The sequence below is a fragment of the Flavobacterium sp. genome (assembly GCF_023151265.1).
Lineage (GTDB): Bacteria > Bacteroidota > Bacteroidia > Flavobacteriales > Flavobacteriaceae > Flavobacterium.
In genome coordinates this window covers 1-16987 of record NZ_JAKLJH010000039.1, presented here as the reverse complement: position 1 = coordinate 16987, position 16987 = coordinate 1, and the positions used below count along the sequence as shown (strand labels likewise).

Annotated in this window: 19 protein-coding genes; 11 read left to right on the top strand and 8 right to left on the bottom strand. The window is 32.0% G+C overall.

What is annotated here, in order from left to right; genetic code table 11:
• Positions 1-166: 166 nt before the first annotated feature.
• The 5 genes from L6Q46_RS05445 (at position 167) to L6Q46_RS05425 (ending at position 6151) form a co-directional block, all read left to right on the top strand.
• Entirely contained in the window at positions 167-826 is a 660-nt protein-coding gene (locus L6Q46_RS05445; RefSeq protein WP_291283455.1) for a hypothetical protein, read from the top strand.
• 1 nt (position 827) lies between these two features.
• Positions 828-1406 carry an HNH endonuclease gene (locus L6Q46_RS05440; RefSeq protein ID WP_291283454.1) on the top strand — a complete coding sequence of 193 codons (579 nt, stop codon included), beginning with the start codon at positions 828-830 and terminating at the stop codon, positions 1404-1406.
• Position 1407: 1 nt separating this feature from the next.
• Positions 1408-3246: an N-6 DNA methylase gene (locus tag L6Q46_RS05435; protein ID WP_291283453.1), complete on the top strand. Its 1839-nt coding sequence runs from the start codon at positions 1408-1410 to the stop codon at positions 3244-3246.
• Positions 3247-3258: 12 nt separating this feature from the next.
• Positions 3259-4638, top strand: coding sequence for an ATP-binding protein (locus L6Q46_RS05430; RefSeq protein ID WP_291283452.1), 1380 nt, complete (start codon positions 3259-3261; stop codon positions 4636-4638).
• 1090 nt (positions 4639-5728) lie between these two features.
• The gene (locus L6Q46_RS05425) at positions 5729-6151 is read left to right on the top strand and encodes a hypothetical protein (protein ID WP_291283451.1); all 423 of its coding nucleotides are present in this window, start codon (positions 5729-5731) and stop codon (positions 6149-6151) included.
• Between the two features lie 68 nt (positions 6152-6219).
• Here L6Q46_RS05425 and L6Q46_RS05420 read toward each other — a convergent pair whose 3' ends face one another.
• From L6Q46_RS05420 to L6Q46_RS05405, 4 genes are read right to left on the bottom strand one after another with little or no spacing between them, the layout of a single operon-like run.
• Entirely contained in the window at positions 6220-6396 is a 177-nt protein-coding gene (locus tag L6Q46_RS05420; protein WP_291283450.1) for a hypothetical protein, read from the bottom strand.
• Positions 6383-6598, bottom strand: a complete 216-nt coding sequence (locus L6Q46_RS05415; protein WP_291283449.1) for a hypothetical protein — start codon at positions 6596-6598, stop codon at positions 6383-6385. Before L6Q46_RS05415 ends, L6Q46_RS05420 begins: the two co-directional genes overlap by 14 nt.
• Before the next feature lie 30 nt (positions 6599-6628).
• Positions 6629-7021 carry a DUF5675 family protein gene (locus tag L6Q46_RS05410; protein ID WP_166237513.1) on the bottom strand — a complete coding sequence of 131 codons (393 nt, stop codon included), beginning with the start codon at positions 7019-7021 and terminating at the stop codon, positions 6629-6631.
• Complete coding sequence (locus L6Q46_RS05405) at positions 7021-7779, bottom strand: hypothetical protein (RefSeq protein ID WP_291283448.1); 759 nt, start codon at positions 7777-7779, stop codon at positions 7021-7023. Before L6Q46_RS05405 ends, L6Q46_RS05410 begins: the two co-directional genes overlap by 1 nt.
• A 784-nt stretch (positions 7780-8563) precedes the next feature.
• On the opposite strand from L6Q46_RS05405, the gene L6Q46_RS05395 reads away from it, so the two are divergent.
• The 4 genes from L6Q46_RS05395 to L6Q46_RS05380 all read left to right on the top strand — a co-directional run bounded on the left by L6Q46_RS05395 (position 8564) and on the right by L6Q46_RS05380 (position 11897).
• The gene (locus L6Q46_RS05395; RefSeq protein WP_291283447.1) at positions 8564-8818 is read left to right on the top strand and encodes a GIY-YIG nuclease family protein; all 255 of its coding nucleotides are present in this window, start codon (positions 8564-8566) and stop codon (positions 8816-8818) included.
• Between the two features lie 213 nt (positions 8819-9031).
• Positions 9032-10000: a hypothetical protein gene (locus tag L6Q46_RS05390; protein ID WP_291283446.1), complete on the top strand. Its 969-nt coding sequence runs from the start codon at positions 9032-9034 to the stop codon at positions 9998-10000.
• Between the two features lie 75 nt (positions 10001-10075).
• On the top strand, positions 10076-11317 hold the full coding sequence (pepT, locus tag L6Q46_RS05385; protein ID WP_291283445.1) for a peptidase T: 1242 nt from the start codon (positions 10076-10078) through the stop codon (positions 11315-11317).
• A 4-nt stretch (positions 11318-11321) separates the two neighbouring features.
• Complete coding sequence (locus tag L6Q46_RS05380) at positions 11322-11897, top strand: DUF1801 domain-containing protein (RefSeq protein ID WP_291283444.1); 576 nt, start codon at positions 11322-11324, stop codon at positions 11895-11897.
• Between the two features lie 50 nt (positions 11898-11947).
• Here the strand turns inward: L6Q46_RS05380 and yajC are convergent, their stop codons facing one another.
• The 4 genes from yajC to L6Q46_RS05360 form a co-directional block, all read right to left on the bottom strand.
• Entirely contained in the window at positions 11948-12217 is a 270-nt protein-coding gene (gene yajC / locus L6Q46_RS05375; RefSeq protein ID WP_111565757.1) for a preprotein translocase subunit YajC, read from the bottom strand.
• A gap of 9 nt (positions 12218-12226) precedes the next feature.
• Positions 12227-12694, bottom strand: a complete 468-nt coding sequence (locus tag L6Q46_RS05370; protein WP_291283443.1) for a DUF1573 domain-containing protein — start codon at positions 12692-12694, stop codon at positions 12227-12229.
• 12 nt (positions 12695-12706) lie between these two features.
• Positions 12707-13648, bottom strand: coding sequence for a transcription antitermination factor NusB (nusB, locus tag L6Q46_RS05365; RefSeq protein WP_291283442.1), 942 nt, complete (start codon positions 13646-13648; stop codon positions 12707-12709).
• 83 nt (positions 13649-13731) lie between these two features.
• Entirely contained in the window at positions 13732-14835 is a 1104-nt protein-coding gene (locus tag L6Q46_RS05360) for a Glu/Leu/Phe/Val dehydrogenase dimerization domain-containing protein (RefSeq protein WP_026726434.1), read from the bottom strand.
• Between the two features lie 193 nt (positions 14836-15028).
• Between L6Q46_RS05360 and L6Q46_RS05355 the strand changes: the two genes are divergently transcribed.
• Both L6Q46_RS05355 and L6Q46_RS05350 read left to right on the top strand, forming a co-directional pair.
• Entirely contained in the window at positions 15029-16795 is a 1767-nt protein-coding gene (locus L6Q46_RS05355; protein WP_291283441.1) for an ABC transporter ATP-binding protein, read from the top strand.
• 70 nt (positions 16796-16865) lie between these two features.
• A partial coding sequence (locus L6Q46_RS05350) for a DUF3276 family protein (RefSeq protein WP_291283456.1) occupies positions 16866-16987 on the top strand: 122 nt, incomplete at its 3' end.

The following is a 16987-nucleotide window of genomic DNA, read 5'->3' as shown; positions in this document are numbered from 1 at the left end:
TCAATCTCAACGAATCATCAAAAACAGATAATAAAGGAAATAAAGTTGGTACTGGATTAGGTCTTTATATCGTAAAGTCTATAATTGAAGAATATAATAACTCATCAATCTCAATTATTAAAATTGATAAAGGACTTACATTTAAAATAACTTTTAAAACTAGAAAATGAAATATAGAATTGCATACATAGATGAGGATAAAGGTTGGATAAATACTTTTTATCAAACTTTTAAAAATGATTTTGATATATTAAGAATTGAAGTTAATCCTGAATCTTCTGTTGAATCAATACTCAATCAGTTATTGGAAAGTGATCTTAATGCTATTGTTACAGATTATTTATTAGAAGAAAATGCAGAAGTCCCTTTTAATGGCAATAAAATTGTAGAGGAAATGAAGAAAATTAAACCTCATTTTCCCATTGTAATGCTGACATCATTTCCAACACAAGCAATTGGACATACAGATGATGTACACATTATTTACAATAAAAACATCTTGTCTGTAGAGAATGATAGAGAAAAAGAAGAACTTGATATTTTTAAGTCTAAAATTCAGTCGAACATTTCTAATTATTATAAAAAAATTGACGATACAAATTTAAGGATTGAAGAACTTGTAGAGAAAAGAAATGATGTTGGTTTAGAAATTTTCGAAGAGGAGGAACTTACAAAGTTATATATTTTGTTTGATGAACTTAATCCGGAAGGAAAAGATTTACCTGCTAATCTAATTCACAGAGATTCCATATCAAAACTTAATGAGTTTGTAAGTGAAACAAGGGAAATTTTAGAGGAATTAAAAAAACTAAATTTGAATAAGTAATATGATTCCATTTAGAGATGAAACTCCGAAAAGAAGAGATATTAAAAATCCTGTTAGCAAATATTCTGATCACAGAGAAGATTTAAAGAAAGATTATAAATCCCGTTGTGGATATTGTGATGATATAGATTTATGGAGAACAGTTTGGTTTGAAATAGACCACTTTGTTCCACAAAAATATTTAAACACAATTAAGGAAACTGATTATTCAAATCTAGTGTATGCTTGTAGAGCCTGTAATAATTCAAAACGGGCACATTGGCCAACTGGAAATGAATTAATTCATCATCAGAATGACGAAGGATTTATTGATCCTTGTGATGATGAATATGAGAAACAATTTTTGAGATATACTAATGGGCGAATAATTCATCAAACTCAATTGGGTAAATGGATGTACTATAAATTAAAACTTCACAAACCACAACACGAAATAATTTGGCAAATAGTTGAATTAGATAAATTGATTGAAGAATGTGAAGGAATTTTAGCTAAAATGGATAACCAAATACTAAAAGATAAATTACTAAATCTATATAGAGAATATCATAAGTATACAAAAAAATTAGGAAGTCTTTAAAATGAAAAACGCAACAAAATTTTTAAGTCTAAAATGTTCTTCAAATCCATGGTTTGTAGATAGACTTATTGTTTCTGCTTTTCTCTATATAAATGAAATACAAATAAACAATAATAGTTTATTATTGTCTTATTATATTCGTCAGGATGATGAAGACTATGAAAACTTAATCGGATTTATAGAAGAAATTAATAATGTTAGAGTTAACTTTACTGCAGAAGATTTAATAGAACTTTTTGAATTCGTTATTTCTCCTTCGGATAGAATAGTAAACGGTGCAATATACACACCATCTCATATTAGAGAATATATCGTAAATCAATCTTTGAATAACAGAAATATTGATTTGCAAACTATAAAAATAGCTGATATAGCTTGCGGTTGTTCAGGTTTTCTATATACTACTGCTAAAGAGTTAAGACAAAGAACAGGCAATACCTATACATATATTTTTCAAAATCAAATTTTCGGATTAGATATACAAGAATACTCCGTTACTCGAAGTAAATTATTATTAAGCCTCTTAGCTTTATACGAAGGAGAAGACAATGAACAATTTCATTTCAACATTCATCAAGGTGATGCATTAATTTATAATTGGCAACAAGTAATTAATAATTTTGAAGGTTTTGACATTATTGTTGGAAATCCTCCGTATGTTTCAGCCCGTAACCTTGATGATGTAGCCAAAGAAAATGTAAAACTTTGGGAAGTATGCTCAACCGGTAATCCAGACTTATATATACCTTTTTTTCAAATTGGCTATGAAAATTTAGCTCCAAATGGTTTTCTTGGATATATAACCATGAATACATTTTTTAAGAGTTTAAATGGTAGGGCTTTAAGAAAGTATTTTGAAGATAATCAAACTTCAATTAGAATTATTGATTTTGGAACACATCAAATCTTCAAATCAAAAAGTACTTATACATGCATCTGTTTTTTAGAAAAAGTAGAACAAAACTTTGTTGAATACTACAAATCAGAATTAAAAGAATTACCAGGAGATAGAAATCTATTCAGCAGAGTCAATTTTAACAATTTAAATGCAAAAAAAGGTTGGAATTTAAATAACAATGAAATTATCTCTCGCATAGAATCTGTTGGGAATCCTTTTGGTAAGCTATATAAAACTAGACATGGTATTGCAACATTAAGAAATGATTTATTTATTTTTAAACCTGCTGCTGAAGATGAAGATTTCTTTTACTTACAAAATGGAGATTTATATGCTATTGAAAAAGGCATATGTAAAGATATTTTAAACTCAAACAAACTAAGTAGAAATATAGATTTTGAAAGTGTAAGAGAAAAAGTTCTTTTTCCTTATAACGATGAGAATAAACCAAAAGCTTTAGAAGAAGAATTTTTACAAGATGTATTTCCAGAAGCATACAAATATCTGATGAGAAAAAAGGAAGAACTATCTAAAAGAGATAAAGGAAAAGGCAAATATGAAAAATGGTTTGCTTTTGGTAGAACACAATCTTTAGAAAAAGTTGGCAACAAATTGTTTTTTCCTAAATTTTCGGATCAAACTCCAAATTATCTTTTAAGCAATGACAATGACTTACTGTTTTACAATGGACAAGCTGTTATTGGTCATTCTGAAGAAGAAATGTTATTGATTAAAAAAATAATGGAATCACGATTGTTTTGGTATTATATAAAAACAACAAGTAAGCCGTACTCATCAAGTTATTATTCTTTAAATGGTAACTACATCAACAATTTTGGAATTTGCAATTTTACAAATAATGAAATTGATTTTGTTCTTAACGAAAATAACAAAGATGTTTTAGATGCTTTTTTTGAAGAGAGATATGATATCCATTTTTAATTTAAAGATAAAATGCTTAACCCAACCGAAATAAAATCAATAATAGCTTCTGGAGAAGGATATAATGCTGAATTCAAAATAAGTATTCCAAGTAAGATAAAAGAAATCACAGAGGAAGTATGTGCTTTTGCAAATGCTTCAGGAGGTGTTGTTTTAATTGGCGTTGATGATGCTAACACTATTAAAGGAATAACAATTGATAATGCTAAACGTTCAGCAATACAAAATTCAATAAACGAGATATCTCCAGTGCTGAAATGTGATTTTAATATTATTGAGGTAGATGGTAAAAATATAGCAGTAATCGAAGTCCCATCAGGTCAAAATAAACCTTATGTGTTATCAGGTGCAATTTATGTGCGTCAAGGTCCAAATTCGCAGAAACTCACAACGGTTGAAGAAATGAGAGACTTTTTCCAGCAAGCTGATAAAATTTACTTTGATGATGCCATTTGTAAAGAAGCAAATATAGAAGACGACATTGCAAAAGAAAATATCAATACATTTCGTTTTGAAGCTGGCTTAGTCAATGTAACTTCAAACGAACAATTATTTACCAATCTAAAGTTAGTAACAAATGATGGCCAATTAAAAAACGGTACCGTTTTATTTTTTGGAAGTAATCCTGAAAAGTTTTTTGAAAAAGCAGTAATTCGTTGTGTAGCATTTGATGGCACAGACAAACGCTATATCGTTGATGATAAAGTAATGACAGGAACATTATACCAACAATATCAAAAAAGTATGATTTGGTTAAAGTCAAAACTAGATGTAAGATATGATATTGAAGGAGAAGGCGGTAAAGCAAGAAAAGAATTATGGGAAATACCAGAAACAGCATTCAAAGAAACAATTATAAATTCATTAGCTCATCGCGATTACTACGATAAAGGAGCAAGAATAACTATCGAAGTATTTGATGATCGAGTAGAAATATCTAATCCAGGTGGTTTAGTAAGTGCAGTTCCAAAAAGTGAATTTGGGAAAAGAAGTGCAAGTAGAAATCCATTAATTTTTGGTTTATTTGAAAGAATGAGATTAGTAGAACAGATAGGTTCAGGAATAACTCGTATTCGTGATGTTATGAATGATGAAGGATTAACTCCTCCAGAATTTAATATTGATGGAATGTTTACTGTTACACTTAGAAGACCATTTGATTTTGAAAAGTGGGTAGAAAAGTGGGTAGAAAAACTAACTGAAAATAGAATAGATATTTTAAAAAATATTCATAAAAACAGTAGAATTTCCATTCGTGAATTATCAGATGTTTTAGGCTTAAGTCTTTCTGCTATTGATAAAAATTTACTTTTTTTAAAAGAATTAGGTTTGTTGGAAAGAATGAATGGAGCTAAAGGTGGATATTGGATTATTCATTTTAAATTACCATAAGTGGGTAGATAAGGTGGGTAGATAAACTATTTACTAAGATTTATTATCTCATTCAGCTGCACAAAAATCGCTTCTAGTCCAAGTTTCCTGGCATCAATTCTTTGTTTGCTCCATTTCGCTAATTTCAAATAAAAAGAAATCGGAACGCTTCGCTGAAGTAGTTTCACCCACCCAGTCCAACGCTCCCCACCGCACTAGTGGTTTTTCGTGCACTTTTAGCACTTGTTTTCCCCCAAGTAAGTCAATAAAAAATGGCTCCCTGTTTTCCCAACCCCTCGCGCACAGTCCGCCATTTTTTATCCACTTACACCCATTTCAAAAAACAAACGCTAAAAGCACACAAAAACCACTCCCAAGCTATTATTACATAATAAACCTTATAATTCATTCCCAACACCCCACGCAGTCCCTCTGAAAGTTATAAGGGTTATTATGTAAAATATCCGCTCCCAGCCGCACCCACCCGAAGAATAATAGGAACGCTACCGCTAACGTAATTTTCATTGTTTTTTGAAGATGCTTCCCATTTCTATCAGACGTTAACTGCTAACTGAAAACCGCGACTGCTAACTGAACCATCAAGCATCCTCAAAAATCAAACCACTACAAGAGTGTGTTTTTCTTTTTTCTCATCTTCACAAAGAAACATTGTCAAACCGAGCGCAGTCGAGGTCGTCTAGGAAAAAAAAGAAAACCACACCCTTGTTCACGAATCCTGATTGAACACCCCTAAAACCCCAGTTCACAAGAACATTTGGGGTAAACATTTTTACAAAAAAAAGGATAAAAAAGAAGCCAAAGGTTTGTTCCGGGTATTCAAAAAAGCAAGTTCAAGCCTTCGGTTCCGGATAAAATCTCCACCCATACATTTTCAAAACCACCACATCCACTTAGCGTTTCCACAGACGCATATGGGTAGTATTTTACCCGTAAAACTTGCTTTTTTGAAACCCTCCACAAGGCAAGACGGCTTTCTTTTTTTTCCTTTTTTCTTTTGCAAAAATGTGTGTGGGGTATCTCGGTTTCCAATCACATTTCGGGCAACCACGAAGGAAAGACGAAGGAAGTTAACCTGTTAAATCCTTGTACTATGGACACTATTTTTATTAAAACCCACCAACCTGGGGCGCACTATGCCAAACCGCACTTTTTCGTATTATCAAAAGGACTGAATAGCGGAAAGCCTAGCAATGAAGCTTTTACAAACAGCTTTGTTTTAGTATTTCAAACCGAAGCTCAAAAAGAGGACATTTTTTGGATAGCCATGAGCCTATGGAAATCCAAATTCTGGATGCCTTTTCTTCGCGGTTCGGTTATTCCGTTCTTATCCCTCTATGAATTCAAGAAAGAGTTCAATCCAAAAGCAACCCGATTGATGCGTGAACACGAGTTGCATCATAAAAACATCCAAGCACTCAAGCTGCTTCAAGAACAAGAAGCACATCACACAAAAAACATCCACTTAATAAATGAGCTTCGCAATGCTATTTTGATGAGGTATCGCAACAAATAAAAAAAGCCAGGTCTTACGACTTGGCTTAATCATGTTTAACCCAAAGGTCACCACAACTAGGGCTAAACTTATTTTTTGTGCTTCTTATTTAGGCTTTTAAGTAATAACGAAATCGTAAAACTGACAACGGCTCCAACGGTAGCTAAGATAACCGTTTTGGCAATATCATCAGAGGAAAGATTTGGTAAAATACTTAAAAATGTGCCTCCAGCAGTACCCATCAATGTGGGGTTATTGGCTGTCATCAGTTGTAGTTAGCTGACTTGCAGCAGACAAAACTCCTCCAGCTACAGCAATATAACCACCAATGGTAGTTACAATCGCGGGTAAAGCAATTGGAGCTGCTAAAATAGTTCCTCCAACGGCAGCTAATGCCAACCCAACAGTTCGAAGCACTTTGAAAAATTTTGGTGTGGGAGCTTTTGCTCTATTAATGATTTTTTTCATAATTACGTTTTTTGTCATCCTGTAAAGGATCTATTGGATAATTAATTCAACACTTTCTTTTTTGTCCAAAGCTCTGTAAACAAAGTCTTTTAGCTTCGTAAAAGCTTTTCTCGACATCAAACCTAAACCGGGTCCAGAAAGTTTAGTAACAGGAGCAATACAGCCTTGTAATTCTTTTTGAGCATTATTAGCAGGATGAAAAAGAATGAACTTTCTATTCGGTACATCCACCAATTCTAAATGCCATTTGTATTTTGCACTGTACCGCTTTCTAATAAAATATTTCCCTTCCGGAACACAAGAAACCTTCGTTTCGTTCATCTTCCATGGCAATTCAATTGTATTACAAATCAATTTGCCTTCGCATTCGAGTTTACCATTTGCTCCTTCAGGGAAATAAGTTCTAGTTAACCAAATAACCATTACACACCGCTGTCAACTTTTGCAATCGATAATGGGTTAAAAGCACCATTTTTCAACGGATACATTTGCCCATTAATCTCTTGATAGAACTCAACACCTAAAGCCAAAAATAATGGCTTAGTTGAGTTAGCAGTAACTGCATTCACTTGGTTAATTGGAGCTGTAGCAGTTCCATCCCAAGGCAAAATTGCCGTTTCAGAAGTAGCAACCACATAGGTCTCAGCTTCAAAATCAATCTCAGCTCCTCCAGAAATGATTTTGTAGTGCGTAGTTCCACTTGGAGCAGCAATCATATTCGCAGGAATAAATGATGCTAAATCTACTTTAATTTCACCCGCTACACGGTCAATAGTTGCCACAAACGGAGCGAACAAAGTAGTCCCAAGCTTACCACGAATATTGAATTCAAAACCAAATAATAATTCAGCTTCACCATCAATCACGTTACGCAAACCACGTTCACTAACTGTATCCGCTTGGATAACTTTAACCATCGCTTGTGTCAAACGACTAACCATTCTACCATCAGCAGAATTTAAAAGTAATGGTCTTAAAGCTGTTCTAAGCATTTTTCCTGCTTTTCCAGCTCTACCAAACTCGGAACCATTCTCACGTGTTCTTTGAAACGCAGGATCGCTTGCAATTCTACTAGCGTCAATTCCGCCTTTTTCTCTTGCTAAGTGACCATCTTGCGTTTTGTAAAAAGTAATATCTCCGATAGTACCTTTTAGTTTAATTATGCCTTTCTGTCTAGCCATAACCTCAAAATTTTGTTAAACATTCATCTAAAATCTCCTTCATTCTCTCAATCAGTTGCAACCACATTTTGAATGATTACAGCAAAGTTTACAAAGCATTTCACTAAAGAAAAAGTAACAAGTGTACCATATGTCCAAAATCGACACAAGTGTCTTAAATGAACATAAAAACACAATAAATAAGTATGAAAAATTATAACTAAATTGCAAAAGATTTTCTGCACGTCAGAAGTATAGCATAGCTATATCAAAGGTATGGATAAAGTATGAAATTGAATAATCAGAGGGTATGCATCTATCCAAAGGACATACAACGAATAACAGGCAAGAGTTATCGTCAAAGTACTAGATTAATGCAAAAGATAAAAAAAGACCTCAATAAGCTCGAAAATGAGTTTCTAACGATTGAAGAGTTCTGTACATATAGTGGCATAAAATATGAACAAGTAACTCACTTGATTTTTGGTTAAAATAGAAGAAATGCTAAAACAAATTTTAATCAAGAAAAGCACCTATAAACACTTAAATAACCAGTTCATTTTTTAGTATCATTTAGTAATGAATTAATTTGCAGAAGATTATAAAAATTATTAAATTTACAGTATTAAGATTTAGTGATGTTTGTTTCTATATGAAGGAGCAAAATCGAGACCTTTGATTTTTAGACTTATATAATTTATTATATATGAGCGCATTATGAGGAAAGTTCGAACCCCTCATCGCCCACCAAAATTTAAATCCTACAGAAATGTGGGATTTTTTTATACGCCAAAATTTATTTTACATGCCATATACTGTTTACATCCTTCACAGTCTTACTAAAGACAAATTTTACATTGGTTACACTGCCAATTTAACAGAACGAATTACCCGTCACAATCAAAAAAGCAAAGGTTTTACTGGATCAACCAACGATTGGATTTTAGTACATCATGAAGAATTCAATTCTCAAAGTGAAGCTATTAAAAGAGAAAAACAAATAAAAAATTGGAAAAGTAAAATCAAAATTCAAGAATTAATCCAAAAAAATAACAATTAGTTCAGCTGATTCTGAGCATCCCGATTTCATCGGGAGGGTCGAGGGCTCAAACCCCTTTCCGAAATTCGGAACAAGCAATCGCCCACCAAAATTTAAATCCTACAGAAGTGTAGGATTTTTTATTTTATATACTTTTCTTTATTCTCAAGTGAATTATACTAGAATGTAACAAACATTCAATCAAAGCGTCTACTTTATCTAAATGATTTTGTTATGCGTTTTTACCTAATTTTTCTTTTATTATTTTCATCATTTTTTTCACTTGCTCAAAATTCAAAATTAGATATCTTTAAAAAAGATAGTTTACTAATTATCAAAAAAGACATTAATAAAGGATTTCAAAACGACTATATTTTATTTATTCCTAAAGGAACTCCAATAAATAAAAAAATAGTTCTTCTAGTCGAACCTAATAATACTGGCAAAACGAGCGACAGCATTGAAGTACATAAAGAATATGCAATTAATTTAGCAACGGTGAGTTCGGTTGGAAATAATGTTGCAACAATGTTAAAAATTCCATTACTAGTTCCTATTTTTCCAAGACCTTCATCTCAAGAGCTAATTTACACTCATGCTTTAGACCGAGATGTTATTTTAGATAATTCGCAAGAACTAAAACGTCTCGATTTACAATTGTTGGAAATGATTAAAGATGCCAAAAACATTTTAAGCTCACTAAATATAAAAGTAGATGACAAAATATTTATGAATGGTTTTTCTGCTTCAGCTACTTTTACAAATCGTTTTGCTTTTATTCATCCCGAAAAGATAAAAGCTTTAGCTATAGGTGGATTTAATGGAGAATTAATGCTTCCAGAAAAAAAAATCAATCAATTAAAGTTTAATTATCCACTCGGAATTAATGATTTCTCTAAATTATTCAATAAAAATTTTGACATAAATCAATTTAAATCGATTCCTCAATTTATCTACATGGGAAAATTAGATGATAATGATGCCGTTCAATTCGACGATGCTTATAACGATATAGAACGCAACTTAATTAATTCAAATTTAGGAATAGATGTACAAAATCGATATTTAAAATGTCAAGAAATATATAAGAATAATAATGTAAACGCAACATTTATAACTTATGATAATGTAGGACATTGGACAACATCAGAAATGAATTTAGAGGTTATTAAATTCTTTTTTAAACAAATAAATTCTAAATAAAATAAAAAAATAATAGACCGTTCGAATTTCAATTTCAATTCTTCATTTCTTATATTTGTGTAAAATTTAAAAATCATGCAACACATTATCGATCGCTTTATAAGTTACGTTACTATAGACACTGAATCTGATCCAAATTCAGACACTACACCAAGTACAAAAAAACAACTTGACCTTGCTAAACTTTTAGTAAAAGAGTTGAAAGAAATGGGAATGACCGAAGTAACTATCGATAAAAATGGTTACGTAATGGCTACTTTAGAAAGTAATGTAGAACATAAGGTTCCTACGATTGGATTTGTTTCTCATTACGACACAACACCTGATTTTACGGGCGCAAACGTTAAGCCACAAATTGTAAAAAATTATGATGGTGGTGATATTATTCTAAACAAAGAACAAAACATTATACTTTCTCCTAGTTATTTTAAAGATTTACTTTTATACAAAGGACAAACTTTAATTACTACAGACGGAACTACTTTACTTGGTGCCGATGATAAAGCCGGAATTACAGAAATCATGTCGGCTATGGAATTCTTAATCCAACATCCAGAAATTAAACATGGTAAAATTCGTGTAGGTTTTACACCTGATGAAGAAATTGGTCGTGGCGCTCATAAATTTGATGTAGAAAAGTTCGGATGCGAATGGGCTTACACTATGGATGGAAGTCAAATTGGCGAATTAGAATATGAAAACTTCAACGCAGCTGGAGCTAAAATTACGTTCAAAGGAAAAAGCGTTCACCCAGGATACGCTAAAGGAAAAATGATTAATTCAATGCTTTTGGCTTCTAAATTCATTTCAAAACTTCCTAAGAACGAAATTCCTGAAAAAACAAAAGGTTATGAAGGATTCTTCCATGTAGTTGGAATTTCTGGGAGTATTGAAGAAACTGTGGTTGAGCTAATTATCAGAGATCATTCGGCTAAAAAATTCGCTAAAAGAAAGGAATTCATTCACAAATTAGCGAATAAATTCAATAAAAAGTGGAAAAATCAATTTGGTGATGAAATTGTAATTGCTGAAGTAAAAGACCAATACTATAACATGAAAGAAAAGGTAGAACCTGTTTTTCATATTGTAAAAATTGCAGAAAAAGCGATGAAAGAATTAGGTATTAAACCTTTAATTAAACCTATTCGAGGAGGAACAGATGGTTGTCAGTTATCTTATAAAGGATTACCATGCCCTAATATCTTCGCTGGAGGTCATAATTTCCACGGAAAATACGAATACGTTCCTGTTGAAAGTATGGTAAAAGCTACAGAAGTGATTGTTAAAATTGCCGAAATTACTGCTGCTAAAAAATAATTTTGTGGTAGAAAATAAATGGAATAAAACCAATCAATGGGAAAACGAAATGGAGCAATTACATGCTATCATTCGTAAAACGCCTTTAGTTGAAACAACGAAATGGGGCGGACCAGTTTACACTTATAACAATAAAAATGTATTGGGAATTGGTGGTTTTAAATCCTATTTTGGCATTTGGTTTTACAATGGTGTTTTTCTTAAAGATGAAAAGAAATTACTAATTAATGCAAATGAGGAAAACACAAAATCGTTACGACAAATGCGATTTAATTCGGCAAATGAAATTGATGAGAAATTAATTTTAGCTTACATAAAAGAAGCTATTGAAATTGAAGAAAAGGGATTAGCAATTCCAAAAGAAAAAAAGGAAACGATAATTCCTGAAATTTTACAAAAAGAATTGGATAGAAATTCTGAACTTTCAACCAAATTCAATGCATTCTCTCCTTATAAACAAAGAGAATTCATCGAACACATAATTTCTGCCAAACAAGAAAAAACACAAATAACTCGTTTAGAAAAAGTCATTCTGATGATTTTAGAAGAACGTGGTTTAAATGATAAGTATCGAGCATAAAAAAAGCCGAATTTCACTGTTGAAATTCGGCTTTTATATTTAAAAAAATATTATTTTGCTGCTAATTTAGCACTCATTTCCATTGAAATAGCAGATTTTTCCATTTTAATTTTTCCTGCCATAGTTTCAACAACTACAGTATCTTCGTTCATTTCTGCCACTTTACCGTGAATTCCTGCTTTAGTGATGATTCTATCACCTACTTTTAATCCGGTTTCAAATGCTTTTTCTTTTTTGGCTCTTTGTTGTTGTGGTCTTATCAATAAAAAATAAAACACAGCAATCATTAATACGATTTGTATCGCTAAACTTGGATTCATAATTATTTATTATTTAGCTGCTGGTGCAGCTGGTGTTACATTTGCTTTAATTTTAAAGGTTTCGTGTCCGTTAGCAGTATTAGTTGTTAACGTAACTGTTTTTTCTTGTGAGCCAGGTTTCCCTTTAGAATCAAAAGATACTTTTATTGGAGCTGAATCACCTGGTTTAATTGGCTCTCTAGGAGGTTCAGGAACAGTACAACCACAACTTCCTTTTGCTTCATGAATCAATAAATCAGAATCACCTACATTTTTTACAATAAATTCTGTTTCAACTCTATCACCCTCTTTAATAGTTCCAAAATCGTGAATTTCTTTATCAAATTCTACTTTTGCTAATTTTCCAGCCATAGCATTTTGCTCTTGAATAGCTTTCATATCAGCATCTGTAATTTTATCTGCAGCACTTTCTTGTTTACAAGCGGTTGCTAACACAACTAATGAAAGGGCGAATAACCCAACTGATTTTCTTATCATATCTTTAAAATTTTATAATAAACCTCTACCTGCTTTATTTAATTTTCCATCTCGGTCAAACTCTTTTACCAAGTTGTCCAAAATTCCGTTGATAAAAATACTACTTTTTGGTGTAGAATACTCCTTTGCAATTTCTAAATATTCGTTAATTGTTACTTTTGTAGGAATAGATGGAAATTTCAACAACTCACAAATCGCCATTTTTAGAATAATAGTATCTATTTCAGCAATACGTTCTACATCCCAATTTGGCGTTTTATCGATGTACTCTTTAGATAATTCAACTTCGTTTAAAACTGTTTTTCTAAACAAATTCTTTACAAACTCTTTATCGTCAGAATCTTTATACACTTTTGGAATTACCAAAGCGTCATGTTCCGATTTTAATTGTTTAATTTGCTTTACAATTAACGTGTTAATTCCTGGCAAATCATCCACCCAAGTTAATTTATGGTCTTCTAAATAATCATACAAACGATCACTTGGAGCAATAACTTCGGTATATAAATCGGCAATAAAGTTTTTATCATCTTCAAAGCTACTGGCTGTTTTTTCCATGTAGTTTTGATACAATTCACTTTCTTTAATCGTATCAATTAAGCCTAAAATAATATCATCATTTAGCTTCCAGTTGTTGATGTGATTATCATCTAAAGCGGTTTCTAATGCTTCCGATTCTGATAATAAAACCAAAACTTTGTTGTTGATAAATTTTAAATTAGGATTGCGCTCTTCTTTAGTAGCTAAATGTTTTTTAGAAGCCAAATCGATGTATTCTTCTTCTTTCTTTTTGATTTCTATAAGTGCTGAAAGCAATAAAAGATACAAGTTTTGGGTGTTTTCGATACTTTGAAATAGAAACTTTTCTTCTTTATCCAAATGATCAGATTGGTGTTGGTGCATTGCATAAATACTTTGCATCACTTTTACTCGGATATGTCTTCTGTTTAACATACTAATTAAGAACTTTATAAAATTAAGAGAGCGAAAAAGTTGCCTCTTTCGCTCTGCAAAAATACAATTTTATTTAAAACGAATTACTTCTTTAATTCATTTTTTGCATCATCAATACGTTTTTGCGCCATTGAAAAGGCAGCTTGGTGCGTAGTAATGTTGTTATCATCTGCAAATTTGAAAATCTCTAATGCTGTGTTGTAGATGTTTTCTGTTTTTTCCATAACCTGAGCATTCGTCCATTTTACTAATTCAGAATACACGTTGATTACACCACCAGCGTTGATTAAGAAATCAGGTGCATATAAAATACCTTTTTCTTTTAAGATTTTTCCGTGAACCGCTTCGTTTGCTAATTGGTTATTAGCAGCTCCAGCAATGATAGAAGCTTTGATATTATTAATAGTAGCATCATTAATTGTAGCTCCTAAAGCACATGGTGCGTAAATATCTACATCTGCACTGTATAAATCAGCACCTGTAAAAATTTTAGCTCCGTACTTTGCTCCTACTTGGTGTACTCTATCTTCGTTGATATCCGTAATTGTAACGATAGCGCCACTTTCTGTTAAGTGTTGTACTAAAACCTCACCAACGTGGCCAATTCCTTGTACTAAAACACTTTTACCTTCTAAATTATCAGAACCGAATTTGTATTTAGCAGCTGCTTTCATTCCCATGAAAACACCATAAGCTGTAACAGGAGAAGGATTTCCAGAACCACCTCTTTCTACTGAAATACCCGCAACGTGTTTCGTTACTTCGTTAACAGTGTCCATGTCTTTGGTTTCCATTCCTACATCTTCTGCAGTGATATATTTTCCTGATAATGAATCTACAAATTGTCCAAAACGACGCATTAATTCAGGAGTTTTTTGAGTCTTAGCGTCACCAATGATAACCGCTTTACCTCCACCTAAATTTAATCCCGAAATTGAGTTTTTGAAAGTCATTCCACGAGACAAACGTAAAACGTCATTTAACGCTTCCCATTCGTTTGTATAATTCCACATTCTAGTTCCTCCTAAAGCTGGTCCTAAAACTGTGTTATGAATTCCAATAATTGCTTTTAATCCTGTATCTTTGTCGTGACAAAATACAACTTGTTCATGACCATCAAAAGATACCTGACCAAAAACTGGATCTACTTTATGAAGCTCATTTGCTTTTAATAATTCTGCTGTCATGTGATTTGAGTTGGGTTGAAAATTATTCAATATTTAATTACAATATTACGAATAATTTTAAAATGATTCAAAGAATTATATTTATTTTAATAATTTAGCAATAAAAAGCTAAAAAACTCGATAATCGTTCATTATCAATTGATTATCATTTTAATGAATTTGATACAGAAATGTTATCGCACTAAAGAATACTATGAAAGAATTACAATATTTAAACAAATACTTTGTCAAATACAAATATCGTTTCCTGCTTGGAATATTTATTACAATTGTAGCGCAAATCTTCTCTTTGTTCACTCCAGAGTTGATTGGAAACTCCATTAAAGTAATTGAAGACTACGTAAAAAGTCCTGATGGTGACCTACTTAGCTTCCAAAAAACATTGTTTCACAACATTTTACTGATTTTAGGAACTACAATTGTTGCAGGATTCTTCACCTTCTTAATGCGTCAAACTTTAATTGTTATGTCGCGCCACGTAGAATTTGATTTGAAGAACGAAATTTTCAATCACTATCAAACGTTAACGCAAAGTTTCTACAAACGTAATCGTACTGGAGACTTAATGAATCGTATTAGCGAAGACGTTGGAAAAGTAAGAATGTACGTTGGTCCAGCTGTAATGTACTCATTAAATACCTTAATGCGTTTTACGATTGTGGTGATTTATATGTACAATATTTCACCAAAACTAACTTTGTATTCGTTATTACCCTTACCGCTTTTATCGTATAGTATTTTTAAAATTAGTTCGATGATTCATAAGAAAAGTGGTGATTTCCAACAAAATTTATCAACGCTTTCTTCTTTTACACAAGAAATTTTCTCGGGAATTCGAGTAATTAAAGCCTATGCCATCGAAGGTAAAAAACAACAAGAATTTACCGATTTAAGTAATGAAAGTAAGGTAAAAGCGATGGATTTAGCAAAAGTAAATTCCCTTTTTGGTCCATTGATGATTTTGCTTATTGGATTGAGTAACTTGGTTGTGGTGTATGTTGGAGGTTCCATGTACATAAATGGCGATTCTGAGATTTCAAGTATTGGTGTTATTGCCCAATTCATTTTATACATCAACATGTTGACTTGGCCAGTGGCTTCATTAGGTTGGGTTTCTTCATTAGTTCAAGAAGCAGAAGCTTCACAAAAACGTATCAATGAATTCTTAAAAGAAGAACCTGAAATTAAAAATACAGTTAGCAATCATACTCCAATTGAAGGCGCAATTAAATTTGATAAGGTTTCTTTTGAATACGAAGACACTAAAATTAAAGCTTTAGACGAAATTTCGTTTGAAGTTCAGAAAGGAAAAACATTGGCAATTCTAGGAAAAACAGGTTCTGGAAAATCTACTCTTCTAACCTTAATTAGTCGATTGTATGATACGACTTCTGGAACAGTTTTAATTGACAATAAAGACATCAAAGATTTGAATTTATTCGATTTACGTAATCAAATTAGTGTGGTGCCGCAAGATGCTTTCTTATTTTCGGATAGTATTAAAAATAACATCAAATTCGGAAACGAAAATGCTACTGATGAAGAAGTGATGGAAGCTGCTAAAAAAGCCGTAGTTCATGATAACATTATGAATTTCAATCAGCAATATGAAACCATTTTAGGGGAACGTGGCATTACATTATCAGGCGGACAAAAGCAGCGTGTTTCTATAGCTCGAGCACTAATTAAAAATGCTCCCGTACTTCTTTTAGATGATTGTTTAAGCGCTGTTGACACTGAAACCGAAGAAACTATTTTGAACAATTTATTAGACTATTGCAAAGACAAAACGACTATAATTGTGAGTCACCGAGTTTCTTCTGCCAAAAATGCGGATTGGATTATCATTTTAGACGAAGGAAAAATCAAAGAGCAAGGCACTCATTCTCAACTATTAGACCTTGATGGCTATTACAAAGAGCTATACTTAAAACAACTTTCGGAAAAAGAAATTGACTAAACTTTTGTTTAATCCGATTTTTTTTTAGATTTTTGAGACGCTATAACACTAATTAATTGACAGTAGGATTATGAGAGAAAATGACATGTTAGAAAAAGAAGATATTTTTTCTAAAGTATTGCGTGCAGGAAGAAGAACGTATTTCTTTGATGTAAGAGCTACAAAAGCAGATGATTACTACATTACCATTAC